Genomic DNA, 19,525 nt, shown 5'->3' with positions numbered 1-19,525 from the left:
GGAGTTTGGCCTGTGTTTGCTAGTTGTGTGGTACAGGTCTTACGGACACAGCGTGGGTCAAAGTTCTGTATTGTTTTTCTCTTCTTTCTGTTTGTAGTCTGACTCTTACGGCTAATAACCGCATTTTTCGATATTTCAGGTTTTGTCACACTAGGCTTGCGGCGTCATGGCTACAGGTGTGCCGGAACTTGCCTGCTTACTTTCCATAGGAATTGCCCGATCATTTGTCGGCGTTGGAAGTTGAGACAAAACGCCATCTTTTAATATTTTTGGCCGGTGGTCTTAACTTCCAATGATCCAATTCATTTAAAAAACAGGTATTGAATGATGTTCAAGAAATTCGTGATGACTGCTCCCTTGGCTGTCCTGGCTCTGAGTACTTCGGTCGTGTTTGCGGCCGGCAAAGCTGAACATTCCATTAGTCTGGTGGCTCACGTACCGACGGATGGTTTCTACGTGGTGCCGACGAATTGGGACCTGGTTAACAAAGATCAGGATATGAGCCATAACCCGGCTACCGGTGCGATGCGGGAAGTGACCGGTTTCTTTGATGTGCGCAACAACAATGGTTCGGTGTTCGCCAGCCTGGCAACCCCGGCCACGCTCAAGTCAGGATCGACCGTCGTACCCGTGAGAGTGGAAATCAATAACGAGGAACTCGGTACCGTACCGAAAAAGGTTGTCGGCGAGGAAGAGTCCAATGATAACTTCCGAGCGTCTCTGCGGATTTCCGTGGCCGGTGCCGTTCCGCCGGCCGGAGACTACACCGGTGAAGCCAATATCATATTTGACGCCGTTCTTCCGGAATGAATCCCGGCATGACAATAAACGCTTACTTGCCTAAGTAACGCAACCGGTTGGCAAGTACTCCTGTTTGCCGACCGGGCTTTAACTTATTTGTAAATAGAGTACGTCTTCATGTTCCCGATGACGCCCATCGCGGCTGCGCTTGCGTTGTTGTTTTGTAGCAATGCACTGGCAGCGCCTACTGCTGTTGGTAACACGCCCAGAAGTTTGTTGGCTCAGGCCAAAGGTCTGCCCGCGGAGTTTGAGGAGCACTTCTTCGAGGTGCCACTGGCTGTCCGGGTTGAGCGTGATCAACAACCACTCGGCGAGGCAATGATTGTGTTGTCCCGTGATGATCGCATTACCCTGCTTGAATTTACTGATGTCAGCGAAAGCCGCTTCAGCGCCAGTGAACGTGAAATCTGGGCCGACTATCTGGCACACGGGGTGCCATTGGGTGCCTGCACGGGCACCTGTCCGCAGCAAATGCTGGCAATCCACTACAACCTTGAAAACTCATTGGTGTCGATCGTCACAGAACATGCCGAGCGCGACACTGAAACCAAGCGTTATTACAACCAGCCCGAAGGTGGCAGCAGCGGTCTGATGGTGCGCAACCAGCTCAATCTCAATGGTGGGCAGGATCAGGACCTGGGCGGCCGTTTTGGCCTTGAGGCCAGTGGCAGCCTGGGCAACTGGAGCCAGACCCTCAACCTGCAACTGGCCCGCCTTGGCGGGCCGGATGACAAGCTTTATCACTCGGTCTATGAGCTCTATACCCAACGCGAGTTGCAAGGCAGTTTTGCACGGCTGGGCTACTTCACCCCCAACTCCGAAGGCCTGACCCGTCAGCCACGTTCGTTCGGGACCAGCCCCGACACCGCCGTGGGCGTGATGTATGGCAGTTCCGACAGCCTGGCGATCAACAGCCCGAAACCCAGCGTCTATCCGATTTATGTCACGGCCAACCGCCAGGCGGCGGTGGAGATTTACCGCGATGGCCTGTTGATCAATACCCAATCGGTACAGACAGGTTTGCAGACGCTCGACACCCGGCCATTGCCCGGCGGCATTTATGAAGTGGAAGTGCGACTGATCGAGGACGGTCAAATCACCTCGACGACCCTGGAACTGGTCTACAAACCGAGCAATTGGCGCAACCACGATGAGCGCTGGCGCTACAACCTGTTTGCCGGGCAGGAAACCAAACTGCTCAGCAACTGGGACCAGCAGGCCAGTGGCAGTGCAACGGCAGGGGCTTCGATCAATTACCTGCTGCACCCACGGGTCATTCTTGGGCTGTCGGCGCGTCAGGTGCGCGAAAAACTGCAATACGGCAGTTCCATCGACTGGACCCTGGCCAACAGCACCAGCCTGTACGCCAACCTCTATCAGACCGAAGACCACGGCACCGGCGCGGATCTGCAAGGCCTCTACAACTATGGCGCCGGCAGTCTGGTGATCAGCCACAACCGCAGCTGGCTCGACACTCGCGATATCTACGAAACCCTGCCCGACGGCACCCGTGTGCGCCAACGCAATGTGTTCACCGGCCAGACCAGTAATTCATCGCTGGCGCTGAACCATCGGGTCAGCCGCAAGAGTTCGCTCAACGCCCGGGTTTCCCACAGTGAGGGCAACACCGAAGGCGTGGGCGTCGACCTGGGCTGGACCCAACGCAGCGTGGTGTTTGGCAGCGACGCCCAATGGCGGCTGTCGCTGTTCGACCGCCCCGGCAGTTTCAGCAGCGGCGATGCGCGCAATCGCGGGGTCGACCTGAGTATCAGCATGGCGCTGGGCGGGCCAGGGCAGCAGTGGTCGGGCAGTATCGGTTCGCGCACTGCGCGTGACGGCAGCCGCGACAACAATGCCTCGCTCGGCTACCGCAAAGACTTTCAGGACCATGTGCTGCAAAGCGTGTCGGCCACGGCGATCACCGACACCTATGGCGTCGGCTTGTCCAGCCTGGCGAACTTTCGTACCGACGCCATCAATGGCGACGGGTTTGTTCAGCGCTCTTCCTATAACGGTAACTTCACCGGTGGCCTGAACCTGGACAGCACGGTGGCCATGGGAGCCCGGAACATAGTGATGACCAGCCAGTATCAGGGGCGCGGCGCGGGGATGATCGTCGACGTCGAGTCCGACATCGACGACATTGCCTTGCGCGTCGACGACCTGGGTGGCGGTAGCGCGGCTTTGCGCCCGGGGCGCAACTTCATCCCGATCACCGCCTATAAAAACAGCTCGGTGAGCTTCGATTTCGACGGTACCGATGTACCGGCGGCAACCATTCAACCTGCGCGCTCCAGTTATCACCTGAACAAGGGCGGTGTGGACTACCGCAAGGTCCGCGTGATGCGAACCCTGACGGTGCTCGGTCGCTTGCTCGACCCTCAGGGCCGGCCGCTCAAGGGCCATCACATCATCAACCACGCCAGCCGTGGAGTGAGTGAAGTCGACGGGTTCTTCTCCATGGAAATGAACGCCGGTTCGCCGACCCTGGAAGTGCGTTATGGCAATCAGTTGCTGTGCCAGTTTCGCCTGGACCCCAAGGCGGGGCGCACGGAAAACAATGTGCTGATGATCGGGGATCTGCGTTGCAGCCCGGACACGTTGGCGGATGCAACCTATACGGCTGAGAAGGCGGGCTGATGAACAGGTTCAACAGGTTTGGAAGAGAGCTGAGCCGCCGGGCATCGCTGACGGTGCTCTGTGTGATGTGTTGGGCACCGGCAAGTGCGGCGGTGATCGATATCGATGCGGTCTTCACACCGGATTCGTCAGCCCCGCATAAAAATGAGTTCGTGAACAAAACGGCATCTCAAGGCTTCTGCACTCAAGTGCCCAAAGCCTGTGAACCGGAAGGTTTGTTCAGTCTGATTGCGCCTATCAGTTTTACCGCCAATGCGCCGATCCGCGCCCGCCATGCCGATCCACGCCAGGGCGGAATGGCCAAGGTGCCGTCGGAATGGCGGGATGTGATCGTCACTCATGAGTCCGGAGAGCGCGCTACTGTCAAAATTCGCATTGCCGGTATTGGTCATGAGTCGCAGATTCCGGTACCGATTGTCCAATTGACGGGCATCGTGGGCGGGGCGGGTTGGGACCGACTGTGGCAAGGCGGGTCATGGTTGTATGCGCCGTCACCCTGTCAGGGCGTGGGGTGGTCTACGGTTGGGCAGCGAGGTTTCAACAGTTTCTGGAAAGTACCTCTGGGCGCGGGAGCCTGCTCCAAACAAGCGTTGTTTGAAATTCCGATGTCCTTTCGTTTCCTGTATTTCGTATTTGCTTATCAGTTGATCACCCCTGATCCGTTGGGTATGAAAAGCGGTAAATACCACGGTCCGATCACTTTCAGCGTTGGGCCGCGTCAGGATTTCGACATGGGGGATCTCATGCAACCCGACGACACGACATTGACCTTGAACTTCACGCTGGATGTTCAACACACCCTCAAGGTCGAAATTCCTCCAGGAGGCAACAAGGTCCAGTTGGTGCCGCCGGGTGGCTGGCAAGGCTGGCTGCAGGCCGGACGCAAGCCGGTGCGGCTGTTCCGGGATCAGACGTTCACTATCTCGGCGTCATCGAAATTCAAGATGCAACTGGAATGCGAGATTTCGGCACCTTCCTTCGAATGCATGATCAGGGACTCTGTCTCCGGACGTGCGGTCGAGGTACAGGTCAGCACCAGCCTGCCCAACGGGTTGACGGATCTTGCCGGGCAACCCGTCAAGCATCTGCGGCTACGAACCGGTGCGGCCAGCGCGCCACAGTTTCAACCGGGTTTCTATGTGGACAGAGCCCCCGGTGTGCTGCACTTCGAGGTCCCGGCTGATCAGATGGGGTTCATGTTGTCCCCCGGTCAGCCAGGCCACTATTCCGGCAAAGTCACGGTGATCTGGGATTCGGAAGCCTGATGGCCCGCGCATCGATCGGCCAGGCCAGTGTTGTGTTCAATGTCATGAGGTTCAAGGTTATGAAGCGTCTGGTAGCACTGTTGGGTTTGAGCGGGTTGTCCCTGGCGATTCAGGCGGCACCGAGTATCAATGTCGGGACGGTCTACGACTACCTCGATGGCGATAAAAGTACTTACCTGAAACGGGTGTTCAACGGTGGTGACAGCACGGCCTTCGTCAAGGTCAACGTGCTGGAAATTATCTATAACGCGGATGGCACGTCTACCGAAGTGCCGGTCAAGGCTCAGGCGGATGCCAGTGCCCGCGATGGCTTGATGGCCAGCCCCGCACGTTTGATCGTGCCGGCCAATGGCATGCAGGGCACGCGGCTGCTGTACATGGGCAATCGGGAAGCCGAGCGTTACTTCCGGGTGCGTTTCGTGCCGGTGGTGCCGGAAAAGGAAGACGAATTCGCGGTGTCCAGCGAGGAGCGCGAAGACTACAAGAAACAACTGACCGCCGGGGTCAACGTCATGGCCGGTTTCGGCACGGTGTTCTTCGTTCGGCCGAAAAACACTCGTTTTGACAGCGTGATCGACGACGGTGCCGCGACGTACAGCCTTCGCAATAACGGCAACACGGTGGTGATTATCGATGAGTTCAAGAACTGCTCGTTGAAAGACGAAACCGCCTGCGAGCCGACGACCAAACACCACGTCATGGCGGGAAAGACCTTTGCGTTCCAGAAGCAGGCTGGCCGCGAGTATCGCTTCAACCTGATCGAAGGGCAGTCCAAAAAGGCACTGCACATCGTCAGCCGATAGCGTTCGCGCAGGTTTCTCTTTGAGGCAACAGGTACCCGACATGATCAAGCAATGGCTAATCGCGACGTCGATGGGCGTCGGGGTGTTCATGAGCCCCCAGGCCTTCGCCGCACGCGAAGTACACGAATTCGAGGTGTCGGTGGACATCCCCACCCTGGGCTTCTACGTGATACCGGCCGAGACCGACTGGATTCACCGCGAGCAGATTCTGCCGTGGAATCCGAACACCTCCACCCTGGGCAGTTTGCGCAAGACCTTTGACGTCAGGCACGACTCCAGTGCGATTGAGGCTCGCCTGGAGAGCGAGCCTCACTTGTCCAACGGCAGTGACAAAATTCATCTGCGTGTGCGCTTCAACGATCGGGAACTGAGCCATGACCCGCAGCCCCGGGAAGTCGTGTCCGCCACGGATGCCATGGCGGGAAGTCGCGTGCGCCTGGACATCGAGCCCAAGACAGAGCCGGGCGGTTATAAACCGGGCAGCTACTACGGCAATGTGAGGTTGATCTTTAGCGCAGTGGCCCCGTGATTTGAACTCAACGTGTCGAAACTCGACAGATGAAAAGTGTGCTTTCACCTGTCGAACGCATTGCTGTGTGGGGGAGTCAGCCTGTTACAGACCGGCTTTTTTCAGTGCTTCGTGTGTCAGGCGTCTGCTTAGGTTGCGTTCCTGATCGTACAGTTCATTGTTCAGGCGTTCCTCTGTTTGCAGGGACATCGGCTGTTGGGTAAAGATCTCCTCGTGAGGTATCGACAGGCTGTCCGCCAAGCCTTTCAAGCGCTCGCGCAACGCGGTTCGTTGCCCGCTGGGCAACTCATCGGAGGCAGCCCATTCCCGCTGCGCTGTAATCAGCTCGGTCAACAGCCCCGACCGGGTCTGATACAGCGCTTCATGTTCTCTGAATTCGCTGGGGTAGCGCTCATTCAGGTACTTGATCCAGAAGTCCCGCTCATTCATCGAATCCACCAGGCCGTCGCCTTCCTCAAGTGCGGTGACCGTTTCAAAGGCTTGCTCGATGCTGGCTTCGCTGACACCGGCAACGCGCCTAAAGAGCATGCGTTGCGACTGCCACGGCAGATCCAGGCGCTTGGCCAGGGAAGTCTGGTAGGCCAGGTAGACTTCGACGTCATCCGGGTCGCCCCCTCGCGCCTCGATGTCGGCACGGGCAATCTCGTTGACCCGCTCCAGGCGCGCAGCGCCCCTGGCCAACGTCACCAGCCTGGTTTCCAGCACGGCGTTCGAGGTCGAAAACGCGTGCGCCTCGGCGGCCAGCACCTGCACACCCATGTTGTTGAAGAGCTGAGCACCCGCGTCGGCGCAGTTGGCGGGGGTGGACGCCATGGCGAACAGTTTTTCACGCAACTGAGGGGTCAGGTCCATGGCATCGATGGTTCGCCACACCCGTGAAGACAGCTGCTGGCGTGCGTCGCCACCGGCGCGGTAGTCCGCAGACTGCGTCAGGTTATCGATGACGGTGAAAAAATCAGTTGCACCGGTTTCAGCCATCAGGTCAGACCAGGCTTCGGGCCTGGCAACGCCTTGTCCATCGAGATAGCCCCACCAGCCCTTATCGTTGGGTCTTGGCCATTGGTCCCTGGCGTTTTCGGCGAGTGCGTTGTAGGCATGACGGCGGGGTATTCCCACCGATGTACGATAGTTTTCATAGCTCAGCCGGTTCGGTTCCGACAGGTCCGCTGCGTTGAGGAGTGTACGCGCCACGATGAAGGCTTCATCGGACCCCGGAACGACATGGGGGACCGTTGTAATAGGGTTGAACCTCATGTCGAGGAAAAACCCGCGCGGTCGGCGTTTGCTCCAGAGGCCCTCTGGCCAGGTGTCGATATTGGTGTTGAACAGCGTCAATTCGCGCAATGCCGGCATGCGGCCGATGTCGGGGACACGACTCAATGGATTGTTGTCGAGCCTCAGGACTTCCAGACGGGTCAGGTCTTTGAGTTGCTGAACATTTTCGGCCGTCAACGGTATGAAGTTGTCGCTCAGCCGTAGGGTCTTGAGAAAGTGCATCTGGGCGATGTGTTCAGGCAACGCGGTCAAATTGCATCGGCGTGCTGACAGGTTGCGCAACTGTCGAAAGTTTTTCAGCAGGCCGGTGGCGTGTGCGGGAAACGGGGTGCTGTCCAGATTCAAGGCCGTGATTTTATCCAGGTACTTGCCCAGATCCGGCAGCGTTTCCCACCAGTGGCCCAGATTAATGTCCTGATTGTAAGCACTCGACAGATCCAGGGTGTAACCGCTGTCCAGTTGCAGTCCCGGCGTATCTAACACGCGGGTTCGTCGTTCGAAGCACTTGATCAGTTGCCTGGCGATGTAGCGCCCTCCACCGTTGACGAACCCCCGGCTATCAGGACCCCAACTGTCCGGTTGTTGATAGCGCCATTGGTTCAGGGTGACGCGCAGTTCGTCGAGCTCTTGCTCAAGCCGCGTCACGGTTGCGATGGGCTCGGGGTGGCTGTTCAAGGATTCAACGAACGCGGCCACCTCATGGTCATTCATGCCGGGGTAGAGGTTCTGGACCCTGTCGGCCAGTGTCTTGCCTTCGCTGCTCAGGGCACCACCGCGAAGTAACAGCAGGGTTTCGCGCCGAGGAGCCCCTTGCACTGGCGGCTCGGCCAGCAGGGTGCGACGCACGCTGGGTGGTTCGGTTTTGGTCATGACCCATTGCTTGAGTCGTTCGCCTTCGCCAACGCCGTAGCCCAGGGCCTGGCGTTGCTTATCGGGCAGGGCGCGCAGGAGTGATGCATGGAAGTCATCGGCTTGGTGCAGCAGATTATGTTTGGCATCACGGACCTCGTACTGCTGCGGTCCCTTGTTGATCAGCAGCCTGACGGTGGAGGCATCCTGTGGGCCGGCACCGCTACTCAGTGGACCGTCGACGTTGCCCTCGCGGACCTCGATTCGCAGGTCACCGAACGTGTCGGTGTTCTGGCGCAAGGCCCCGAGCACCAGCCGTTCGGTGTCTGGGGTAAACAGCGAGTCGCGGATCAGACCTTCACTGGCGCGGGTGGCCCGGACCTCGGATTGCAGCTCCCGGGCGATGTTTTTCAAGCGCAGGGGAATGCGCTCCTCGTTGTAGAGGATGGCCCCTTCCAGTGGATCGGCGCTGGCCAATAGACGTTCGACCACGGTGGTGGGCAGTTCGGGGAACTGGCGTTTGATCACCTCGACAGGCTTGTCGTTGGTATGTCCGCGGCTGGCGTAGTCATCATTGAACAGCGCTGCCCGGTTTTGCTGTGCCAGTGCTGCCAGTTTCTGGCGTAGTTTTTGGGTACGAACCTTGAGTGAGGGGTGTGGGGTGTCCAGCGGTTGGTCGAGAATGACCGACGTCGCATTGGCATCGAGTGTTTCCATCACGCTGTCCAGCAGCTTGCCCTCAATGAGCTGCCGTTCACTCAATTGCACGATCAGTTTGCGGCCATGCGCCGCTTTCGAGCTGCGGTATTCCCAGAGGGTATTGGCCTGATTGTCGATGATTCGCATCGAGACACCGTCGGGCCAGAGACCGTAACGCGTCATGAGGTGCAATTGCGTGATAGGGCTTGCCAGGGCGTAGACCGCGGGGTCGGCGCTGTTCATCTGATCAATGAAGGTTTGCACGTCGGTGTCGATGGTCAACCGGGTGAGGGTGTCGTCGAACAACGGCGGGGGCGTGGTGTTCTCGACATACATCCTGCGCAGTTCGTCCGCCTGTGTACCGCTGGTCTGCAGGGCCTCTTCACGTTGGTCCTCGCTCAGGTCGTTCACCGAGCGCCCCATACGGCGTAGCAGGGTTGACCTGTCCCAGGTGCGTGGCTGCTCGCTTTCGAGCACGTAAGCGCCGGCACCGTTATGGCTGAGTGCCGGTTGGTAGGCATCGGTGCGCGCGGGGTGCTGGAGTTGTTGCAGGCCGGTTCGGGCGTTGTCATTGACCTCATAGAAGTGTGTATCGAGCTGCACCAGGGTTTTTCCGGCATGCCGGTAGACGCCCGGTTCAATCGGGGTGAGGTTTTCCGGCAGTCGACCCTTGAAGCGGTAAGGTGCAAGGTCAGGTTTCCACAAGCGGGTTTTGCCATCGGGCAGTTTGATCGGCTTCAATCCTTCGATAAAAGGTGAAACCGTGTAGTGGAACACCGGTGCGAGGACGATGGCGGTGGCGACGTTTTCGATGACGTCGGTGATGTGCGCCCAGCCGGCCTCGCGGTCACCTTCGCCGAGTTCTATGGCGCCTTCGAGGACTTCTGAAAGCAACTGGCCGGCCATGACCACCAGCATGGCCTCACCGAGACCCGGCACGAACATCGCAAATACGCCTACGGTGGTAAAACCGATGTTCAGGTAATTGGCCCAGCGCGCTGATCGAGCCTTGGCATCTTGATCCTCGGTGGGGACGGCCATGACTCGGGCATCCTCAAACAGACGATCCAGCTTGATGTCGTGAAGCAACGACCAAGGGTCGAAAGACTCCCACAACCCTTTGCCTCTCATGGTCACCCCCCGGATGTAGACGTTGGGGTTGTCTATCGGGTCGCGTCGTGTATCCCGATCCGGTGGGCCTGGAAGCGCGACATTGAGCAGTGCCTGTTCGGTGATCCGAACCAGTTCATGACGCCGCCAGGTGACCGCAAAGGATTCTGGCGGGCCGTCGCTGACCTTCTCGGTAAAGCGACTGAAGTAATAGGATTTGTCTCGCTCGGCCACGAACCGGCTGAAAAAAACCTGGTAGTCGGTCGGTTCCAGAGCCGCTTGCCCGCTGGCACTGCCTTGCGGGCGGAACATGAACTGTCGGGTCAACTCCTGTTCGAACTCGGTAAACGAGGCGTAGCGCTTGACCGGGTGTTCAGGGTCATCGGGAATGTAGGCAATCACGTAGCCGTGGTGATAGCGATGGGGAACGGTGGGCATGAAGACCATGCAGTCGGACAGCCTCAGGCCCATGACACTCAGGCTGGTGAAAAAAACCTGCTTGTCACCCTCCATGATCTTTTGTTGGCCCGCGACCACCTTCAGCAGCAGTTCGTAATCGCGCGGCTCAATGTCTTTTTTGACCAGTGCCATATACGCCGCGGCTTTCAGGGCGTTCTTGTGATGGGTTGTCACCTTGTTCTGCAAAAACGTGCGGGCAACCGGGGCTTCGGGGCGCAAAAAATCCTTGAGGTAAGCCTGATACTTCCCACCTATGTCCAGGGTTCGGCATAGACGCGTGAAGGCCTCGATGCCCAGTGACGTCCGGACGCGATCAAAGTGGCCACGCTTGTCGGGTTGGCTGATGAAGCCAGAACTGCTGTCAAAGAATCCGGGTTCGACCTCCTCGGCTTCGAAGTTGTGCAGCGCAGCGTGGAACAACGAAAACGTCTTGACGGCAAAGCCACCGCTCTTGATGCCGAACAGGCCCAGGCTCTTTGGGGCATAGAGCCTCAGCCAGGTTGTATCGGGGTCGAGGTTGGCATCGAGTTTTTTCAGCTCCGGCAGCAGCAGCTCCCTGGCGAAGTCATGAATGTTTTTCAGGGTTTTCTTGAAGATCCGGTCCTGCTCGTTCTGGGATTTCAAGAGTGCATCATTGAGGGCTTTAAGCTGGCTCTTCTGTTCCGGTGACGCGTTGTCGTACCAGGCGGGCGTGATCGGCCGGGTTTGCTTGAGTGCGGCACGTCGGTCGGCAGTCGCCTGGAAATGGTGCGGCGAAATGGCATTTTTGATGAGTTGAAAATGTGTGCCCTGATCGTTGAGGGCGGGTAACCCGAGTGGGCTTCCTGGAAATTCAGACACGGCTCGTCTCCTTGAGTCAGTCGGGAAAGCCCCAGCCTACTCAGACGTGCCGCGTGAATGAGCTACATAGTTATCGTGTGATCAACGGTTGGCCATGCTCGCCTGACACAGGGTGTTGGTGCCCGGTTGCAAGTACGGCGTGAGAATCGGCGCCATGCCCTTTAGCACTTGCACCGGCAACGCCGAGGTGAACTTGAAGGCCTGCGCCGAGGCGCCGGGAACGTAGGCGGTGAGGGTGCCGAAGTGGTTGTCGCCGATGTAGAAGACAAACGTGGCGGTGCGGTTGATCGATTTGGAGCTGAGAATCCGCCCACCGGGTCCGATGGCTTCGATGCGGTTATCCCCGGTCCCGGTCTTGCCGCCCATGGCCAACGGTGTGCCGTCGGCCAGTTTGAAACTGCCCGCCACGCGTTTGGCCGTACCGGCGTCCACCACTTGCGAGAGGGCTTCACGCAAGGCCGTGGCGACTTCTGAAGGCATGACCCGTTTGCCGTTATCCGGGTCGTTGATCAGTCGGGTTTCATAGGGGGTGTCGGCGGCGAAATGCAGGCTGTCGATGCGCAGGGTCGGCATGCGCACGCCGTCGTTGAGGATGGTGCCGATCAGTTCCGCCAGGGCTGCCGGGCGATCGCCGGAACTGCCGATGGCGGTGGCCAGTGACGGCACCAGGTGATCGAACGGATAGCCGACTTTCTGCCAGCGCTGGTGAATGTCCAGGAACGCTTCGATCTCAAGCATGGTGCGGATGCGGCTGTCACGGGCGCTCTTGTGCCGGCTCTTGAACAGCCAGCTATAGACTTCCTGACGCTCGAACTCGCTGGCTTTCACAATCTGGCTGAACTTGGCGTCGGGGTTGTTCAGCAGGTAGCCCATCAGCCACAGGTCCAGCGGGTGGACCTTGGCGATGAAGCCCTGATCGGGCAAGTCGAAGGCGCCGGGGCCATAGCTGGTGTAGAGCTTGTCCAGACGTTCGTCGGTAAGTTTTTCAGTGCTCTTGCCGGTCTTTTTATCGGTGGTCTTGACGGATTTCAGGTGTGAGCGCACGAAGCTGTTGAAACTCTCCTGACTGGCCTCCGGCAGCAGGTAGCGGTGCACGGCGGCCAGGCGAATGGCGGTGGGGTGCATGCTGTCCAGGAAGGTGTCGAGGCGAGCCTGGGTGTCCTTGTTGCGGTATTTTTTCCAGAAGCGCAGCAGGAACGACGTGCCTTCGCGGTCCGCGAATTGCGCCAGGTACTCTTGCCGGCGTGGATCGTCGTCATCCTTGAGCAATTGAGCGCTGTTATTGGGGCCGGAGTAAGTGCTGTAGCGCACCAGGTCGCGCATCAGGCGAATGAACGGCAGGTTGATCGACTCGCGCAGGGCATCGCGCAGGGTCGGCATGCGGCCGTTGTCTTCACTGCGAAAGTTGTGGAACGTGTGCAGGCCGCCACCGGTGAAGAACGCCTCGCCGGGGCTTGCCGAGTATTTGCGGTCGAGGGCGGCGGCGAGCATTTTCGGCAGGCTGCGGTCGTTGTTCTGGATCAGGTAGTCGACGGCCCAGCGGGTCAGGCGATCCTGGTCGGGCACCTCGACTTTTTTCAGTTCGGCTGGCGTTTGCACGCCATAGCGGTCGTGCAGTTCCGAGATGATTTGCAGGTAGGTGGTCAGCACCCTCAGCTTGGCGGTGGAGCCGAGTTCCAGCTTGCTGCCCTCGTTGATGTCGAACGGTTGGTCGGTGCTGTCGGTCTGTACCCGCACGCGCGAACCGTCGGGTGTCAGCTCCAGCAGGGTAAAGCTGTAACGCACCTGAGTGGTGCTGGTGGGCGTCAGCAGGCGTTCGCCAAGCAGGCCCATTTGTGCGGCGAATGTCGGGTCGGCCAGGTGTTTGAGGTATTCGGTGGCCTGGGCTTGCAAGTCGCTTTGCAAGGTACTGGTGGCGGAAAGGTCGAGACGGTCGAGGTCATACAGCGGCCGGTTGAGCAGAGTGGCCAGGCGACTGCGGGCGACGCTGATGCCTTTGTTGGTTTCGATCGGCTGAATAGTCGGCTGCTGCTGCCAGTCGCGGTAGGTCACCTTGCTGGCCAGTGCGGCCGCCGTGAGTTTGGCGTCGATCACGTTGTTCTGCGACAGCAGGCGAATGTGGCTGTCGGTGAGTTCGACCAGTTCCGCCCGGCCCTTGGCCAGGTAATGCGAAGGCCGGCGCTGGGCGATCATCAGCGACAGCACTTCACGCAGGGCCAGGCCCTTTTCCGCCAGGCTCTTTGGATCGGTGGCGTCACTGGCCAGGCGTTCGTTGACCTTGGCGAAGTCTGCGCCATACCAGACCCGCAGCCCTTCGGCCATGCCATGGACTTCACCGTGACCGGGCACCGCCGACAACGGCACGCTGTTGAGGTAATCACGCACAATGTTTTTGCGCGCCTCGAGGGTCTGCGGTCCGTCCTGATAGGCCCGCACGCTGGCGGAAATCATCTGGCGGATTTTCTCGCCCCCGGACACGGTCAGCCCGTCCGGCGAATGGCGGTACTTTTCCAGTTGAGTCGCCAGGGTGCTGCCTCCCGCAGTCTGGCCGGGCAAGTGCAGCAGTTTGGCGATCTGTGACCACGCCGCCTTGCCAAAGCGCGGCCAGTCCACGGCGGGGTTGGCCAAGGGTTGTTTGGGGTCGAGCAGGTAGCGGTTCTCGATGAACAGCAGGCTTTGCACCATCACCGGCGGGATCGAGGCAAAGCTTGAATAGAGTTGTTGCGGGTATTTGAACTGGTACAGCGGCGCGGCGCGGCAATCGGTGATGGACAACCCGGCCTGGATTTTTTCGGCGTAGGGCACGAAAAAGCCTTTTTCGCTGTAGTCGAACAGTTGGGGTGAGAAGCGGGTTTGTGCCTGCACCAGGTAATTGCGCTTGAGCAGCCGGGGCAGGAACTCGCCCAGCGCGCTGTAACCCAGGCGCTTGTCGAAGGGCCCGGCGCCCGGATAGAAAATCGAATCACTGGGGCCGGCTTCCAGGGAGTAGCTCAGGGACGCGGCGAGCGAACTGAACTCCCGTGCCTGCCATTTCGAGGTGCGCATTTCCTTGGAGGCGACGAAGCCCAGGGCAATCAGGGCAATCAGCAGCAATAGCCAGAACAATCGCCAGGCATGCCTGCTACGGCGAGGTTTCTTGGGTGACGGCGCTTCATCCACACGGTTTGTTGGCACCACTGCTTCACTCGAATCGGTTTGCCACAAAGCGCCCATAGTCGACTGATCCATTCACGCAGATTGATCTGACCTGACTGAAGCTTAGACGCTGGTTGGGCGTGGTGAAAAAATTGTGAATGCAAAAATATTGCGAACCAATCACTGACCGTGGCGAGGGAGCTTGCTCGCGCTGGACAGCGAAGCTGTCTCAAACCTGTAGGCGTGGTTTGCCAGGAGAGTCGTATTCAATTGGTTTACGACGGCTTCGCCACCGAGCGGGAGCAAGCTCCCTCGCCACGGAGGATAGAGATTGTCTGAGAGTATTGGGTTAGAGCCATCATGACGGTAAATACGGCCTAGGTAGGGGCATGACGATGCACCAAGGCTGTGCAATACTCGGCAACATTCGAACGACCACTCAATCGATGAAATACAGGTAATGCGCCTCGGTAAACCGCGCTTTTACCGAGATTTATCACTGAATTTAGTCGTTTATAGAGTGAAAGGTTCTGTATAGAGCTTTTTATACTGCACGCCCCGCTGATCTTGCAGGTTTTGTCCTACAAGACGGTTCTACCCACGAAGTAGTCCCGGTATTGGGAAGTCCAGGTCTATCGGCCGGGGCTTCGCACACTCGGTGGTCACATCCAATAACAAGACGAGGTTGTACCCCTATGCCAGTTGGCAATCCCCTGCCTCACGGCGAGACCGCTCAAGGCGGACCGCTCAAACGCGAACTCGGCGAACGGCATATTCGCTTGATGGCGCTGGGCGCCTGTATCGGCGTCGGTCTGTTCCTGGGCTCGGCCAAGGCCATCGAAATGGCCGGCCCGGCAATCATGCTGTCCTACATCATTGGTGGCCTGGCGATCCTGGTGATCATGCGCGCCCTCGGCGAGATGGCCGTGCATAACCCGGTGGCCGGCTCCTTCAGCCGTTACGCGCAAGATTATCTGGGCCCGTTGGCGGGTTTCCTGACGGGCTGGAACTACTGGTTCCTGTGGCTGGTGACCTGCGTTGCGGAAATCACCGCGGTGGCGGTGTACATGGGCATCTGGTTCCCCGATGTGCCGCGCTGGATCTGGGCACTGGCGGCGCTGGTGAGCATGGGCTCGATCAACCTGATCGCGGTCAAGGCCTTCGGTGAGTTCGAGTTCTGGTTCGCCCTGATCAAGATCGTCACCATCATTGCGATGGTACTCGGCGGCATCGGCATCATCGCTTTCGGTTTCGGCAATGACGGCGTGGCGCTGGGGATTTCCAACCTGTGGACGCATGGCGGCTTCATGCCGAACGGCGTGCAGGGGGTGTTGATGTCCCTGCAAATGGTGATGTTCGCCTACCTGGGCGTCGAGATGATCGGCCTCACGGCCGGTGAAGCGAAGAACCCGCAGAAGACCATTCCCAATGCCATCGGCTCGGTGTTCTGGCGCATTCTGCTGTTCTACGTCGGTGCACTGTTTGTGATTCTGTCGATCTACCCGTGGAACGAAATCGGCACTCAGGGTAGCCCGTTTGTGATGACCTTCGAGCGTCTGGGTATCAAGACCGCTGCCGGTATCATCAACTTCGTGGTGATTACTGCGGCGCTGTCGTCCTGCAACGGCGGTATTTTCAGCACCGGGCGCATGCTCTATAGCCTGGCGCAGAATGGCCAGGCCCCGGCCGGTTTCGCCAAGACCTCGAGCAACGGTGTGCCACGTCGTGCGCTGCTGCTGTCGATTGGTGCATTGCTGGTGGGCGTGTTGCTCAACTACCTGGTACCCGAGAAAGTCTTCGTCTGGGTGACGGCGATTGCGACCTTCGGGGCGATCTGGACCTGGGTGATGATCCTGCTGGCGCAGCTCAAGTTCCGTAAAGGCCTGAGCCCGACCGAACGTGCAGCGCTGAAGTACCGCATGTGGCTGTACCCGATCAGTTCCTACCTGGCGCTGGCGTTCCTGGTGCTGGTGGTTGGCCTGATGGCTTACTTCCCGGATACCCGCATTGCGCTGTACGTCGGCCCGGCATTCCTGGTGCTGCTGACCGTGGTGTTCTACGTGTTCAAGCTGCAACCGAACACTACTGCGCAAGGTGCGGTGGGTTCGGCGTCGTAAGTGCATGACGCTGTAAAAGCAAAAGCCCCGGTCGATTGACCGGGGCTTTTGCGTTTCAGGCCGTGGCCATGGGCATTGGCCGGTTCAGCCGTTTGTTGAAGTCCAGCCACGCCCCCAGCGTTGCCATCAGCGCAACCCCCAGCAGCGCACTGAAGATCTGCATCGCGAGGGCATCGTTGGCCTGGGCGTTGAGCATGTCTGCCAGGGGCGCCAACAGCACGCCAAAGCAGAACACTTCCAGCGAGTAACGGCCCATGCGGCAGCTTTGCTGCGCGAGCCAGTTCTGGGTCCAGCCACCGCTGGGCAGCAGTTTGGCGACGACATACGCCATGGCCAGGAAGTGCAGCAACCGTACCGGCGACAGGTTGGTCTTGCTGATCGGGTACAGCCATTCACCGAGCATTGTGGGCATGAAGGCATCGTGAATCGTCGGCCATTTCCATGACAAGGCGATCACCCCCGTTACCAGCAGATAGACCGCAGCGGCGACAAACAACGGCTGACGAGGCAGGGCGCGCGCCTGCGGTACACGCGGACGTTGCCCATGGATCGCCGCTGCGCCGCCGAGGATAAACAGCAGTTGCCAGGCCATCGGGTTGAAGAACCACACGCCGCCGTCGGTGGCGGCCAGGTTCCATTGAAACCATGGCGCCGCGAGGTACAACAGCACTGAAAAGCCTACCACGTACTCGGCTTTGCGCAGCATCAGCGGCAACACGGCGGGCAGCCCCAACAGCAGCAGGATGTACAGCGGCAGCGGGTCCATCAGGTTGGGTTTGAAGCGCAACAGCAGCTCATCGACCAGCGCCTGCTGCGGGTTGCTGAGGAAATACTGCAAGCCCATTTCCTGCACCAGGTCGCGGGTTTCAACATGGCTGTTGGCAAAAAACACGATACCCATCAACAGCGCCAGCAAGAAGATATGCACCACGTACAGCACCCAGGCGCGGCGCAGGATTTTCACCGTGGCGATCAGAAAACCGTCGCGCCGGGCGATCTTGCCGTAGGCCAGTACCGCCGCGTAACCGGCCAGGAACACGAAAATCTCCGCTGCATCGCTGAAGCCGAAGTTGCGCACAGTGAACTGGGCCAGCGGGTTTTGCGGCACGTGATCCCAGAAAATGAAGATCAGCGCCAGACCGCGAAAGAAGTCGATGCGAGGGTCGCGTCCATTAGTCATGACTACGGGCTCTTGAACGGGTGTGAGTAAGAAGAGTGATCTGGCAGGCAAAAGGTTGCGCGCCACCTGCCGGCGGCGCGCAGGGTGGCGGTATTCGCCGGGAATTGCAAAGGCTGGATATTACGGGATGTCTCGTGAGGCTGGCGCCTGTGAGCACATCCGAATTTGCCACTATGCTGAAGCATCGATCGTTGAGCGCGCCATGCATCAAGTGCTCAATGCCAGGAGGCCGTCATGAAGGAGCTTAAGGTTGAGTATTAAGGGTGGAGCAAGCAGCGGGTATGGTTTCAGCAACTTTTGGTGGTTAGCGCTTATCGCATTGGCAGCATGGGTACGCTTTTATGGTGTGAGCGAGCCGGCTGTTTGGTCCGACGAAGGTTTTACCTTGTTGCTGAGCTCGCGCCCGGTGCCTCAGATCCTTTTTCATACCGCGCAAGATGTTCACCCACCGCTCTATTACGTGTTGCTGCATGGGTGGATGAACGTGTTTGGGCCTGGCGTGTTCTCTGCCCGCAGCTTCAGCGTGCTGGCCGGTGTGGGAACCGTAGCGCTGGGTATCTGGCTGGTTCGCTTGATCAGTACCCGGCGCGCGGCGGTTCTGGCCGGGATGTTGCTGGCGTTGCTTCCATTTGCCGTTCGTTACAGCCAGGAAGTGCGGATGTATGCACTGCTTGGCCTGTTGTTGCTCGGGGCAACGGTCGCACTGGTCTACTGGGTCAGTAACCCCGCCAATTATCGTGCGCTCGCCGTGTATGTGCTGTTGATGGTCGCGGGGTTGTACACCCACTACTTTGCCGGGGTATGCCTGGCGTCGCATTGGGCTTACTTGCTGGTGTTGAGGTGTCAGCGTTCACTGCGGCATCAACCGCTGTCGATGCCTGCGTGGTGGCTGGCCAATGGCTTGATCGTTGTGCTTTTCCTGCCTTGGGTGCCGAGTTTGATAGCGCAGCTAAGGTTCTCGGGGTTCAACTGGATAGCGCAGCCAGACGTTTCCACAGTGGTTGCTGCTGTCTGGAAATTTGTAAGTTTCAGTGACGGGCCAAGATCATGGGTTTGGCTGGCGATTATGTTACCAGCGGTGTTTTTGACTGTTTCAGTAATGATCGCCATGCGCGATAGAAGTGAGGGCAGGTTTAGCACGCTTCTGGTTATCTATACTTGGTTGCCCTTGGTGTTGATTGTGATTGCATCGTTCATCATTCCCTTATTTGTCGATCGCTACTTCTTATTTTCCGCATTGGGTTTGCCGATGATTATAGCTATCGCGCTGGAGGGTATTTGGGAACGCAGATTGTTGATTTCCTGGACGCTGTTGGCACTGATGGTCGTTGTGGAGAGCGCGGGTATTTATAACGTTCATTCTCAAGGACACAGAGTGTATGACGAGGTGAATAAAATTGATGCGCTTGCAGGGCACGTCAATCGACTCTCCCTCCCAAACGACAAAATTGTTGTGATGAATGAGTTTCTTTATTTTCCTTTTGCCTACTACAACCATAGCGGGGTAACTCCCTCGCTCTATACCCCCGTGCAAAAAGATGGCACTTCCGGGCGCCCGAATGGTCGTCAGATCTGGACACTGGTTCAACAAGAGGCCGAGGCGGTGTACCTCGATGAACTAGGGCAGTTACAACCGGGTTCAGGCCGGGTATGGGTTCTGGATGGTACGGGACGTCGGGCACGAACCGTTGTTTTTCCGGAGCGCTGGCACTTGATCAGTGCCTTCGTCGCAGGTGACGCTCAAGTCCGGTTGTTCGCTATCTGTACGGACGCCACCGCTATCACTCAGCCGTTATGTCGCCAGCCTTGAGCGCTGTCAGGTC

General features: G+C 58.6%; 10 protein-coding genes. 7 read left to right on the top strand and 3 right to left on the bottom strand.

Annotated features, from left to right (window positions below):
- The first annotated feature begins 324 nt into the window (after positions 1-324).
- From AC1Z1G_RS21320 to AC1Z1G_RS21300, 5 genes are all read left to right on the top strand, one after another.
- Positions 325-810, top strand: a complete 486-nt coding sequence (locus AC1Z1G_RS21320) for a CS1 type fimbrial major subunit (RefSeq protein ID WP_483622343.1) — start codon at positions 325-327, stop codon at positions 808-810.
- Between the two features lie 108 nt (positions 811-918).
- Positions 919-3,441, top strand: a complete 2,523-nt coding sequence (locus tag AC1Z1G_RS21315) for a CS1-pili formation C-terminal domain-containing protein (protein ID WP_483622342.1) — start codon at positions 919-921, stop codon at positions 3,439-3,441.
- Positions 3,441-4,706, top strand: coding sequence for a hypothetical protein (locus tag AC1Z1G_RS21310; RefSeq protein WP_483622341.1), 1,266 nt, complete (start codon positions 3,441-3,443; stop codon positions 4,704-4,706). The genes AC1Z1G_RS21315 and AC1Z1G_RS21310 overlap by 1 nt, the downstream gene beginning before the upstream one ends.
- A gap of 59 nt (positions 4,707-4,765) precedes the next feature.
- Positions 4,766-5,509 carry a molecular chaperone gene (locus AC1Z1G_RS21305; protein ID WP_483627946.1) on the top strand — a complete coding sequence of 248 codons (744 nt, stop codon included), beginning with the start codon at positions 4,766-4,768 and terminating at the stop codon, positions 5,507-5,509.
- A 40-nt stretch (positions 5,510-5,549) separates the two neighbouring features.
- Positions 5,550-6,038 carry a CS1 type fimbrial major subunit gene (locus AC1Z1G_RS21300; protein WP_483622340.1) on the top strand — a complete coding sequence of 163 codons (489 nt, stop codon included), beginning with the start codon at positions 5,550-5,552 and terminating at the stop codon, positions 6,036-6,038.
- Between the two features lie 84 nt (positions 6,039-6,122).
- On the opposite strand, the gene AC1Z1G_RS21295 is transcribed toward AC1Z1G_RS21300, so the two are convergent.
- Both AC1Z1G_RS21295 and AC1Z1G_RS21290 read right to left on the bottom strand, forming a co-directional pair.
- A complete protein-coding gene (locus AC1Z1G_RS21295) occupies positions 6,123-11,270 on the bottom strand; it encodes an NEL-type E3 ubiquitin ligase domain-containing protein (RefSeq protein WP_483622339.1) in 5,148 nt (1,715 codons plus the stop codon).
- 81 nt (positions 11,271-11,351) lie between these two features.
- Positions 11,352-14,483 carry a transglycosylase domain-containing protein gene (locus AC1Z1G_RS21290; RefSeq protein ID WP_483622338.1) on the bottom strand — a complete coding sequence of 1,044 codons (3,132 nt, stop codon included), beginning with the start codon at positions 14,481-14,483 and terminating at the stop codon, positions 11,352-11,354.
- Positions 14,484-15,100: 617 nt separating this feature from the next.
- Here AC1Z1G_RS21290 and AC1Z1G_RS21285 point away from each other — a divergent pair.
- Positions 15,101-16,522, top strand: coding sequence for an amino acid permease (locus AC1Z1G_RS21285; protein ID WP_483622337.1), 1,422 nt, complete (start codon positions 15,101-15,103; stop codon positions 16,520-16,522).
- Positions 16,523-16,577: 55 nt separating this feature from the next.
- On the opposite strand, the gene AC1Z1G_RS21280 is transcribed toward AC1Z1G_RS21285, so the two are convergent.
- Positions 16,578-17,702 (bottom strand): OpgC family protein, encoded by a 1,125-nt coding sequence (locus AC1Z1G_RS21280; RefSeq protein WP_483622336.1) that lies wholly within the window; start codon positions 17,700-17,702, stop codon positions 16,578-16,580.
- 250 nt (positions 17,703-17,952) lie between these two features.
- On the opposite strand from AC1Z1G_RS21280, the gene AC1Z1G_RS21275 reads away from it, so the two are divergent.
- The gene (locus AC1Z1G_RS21275) at positions 17,953-19,512 is read left to right on the top strand and encodes a glycosyltransferase family 39 protein (RefSeq protein WP_483622335.1); all 1,560 of its coding nucleotides are present in this window, start codon (positions 17,953-17,955) and stop codon (positions 19,510-19,512) included.
- The last annotated feature ends 13 nt before the right edge of the window (positions 19,513-19,525 follow it).

This window comes from Pseudomonas sp. JL27(2026) (assembly GCF_056933555.1).
The sequence above is the reverse complement of the archived record's forward strand: the minus strand, read 5'-3'. Positions and strand labels throughout refer to the sequence as shown.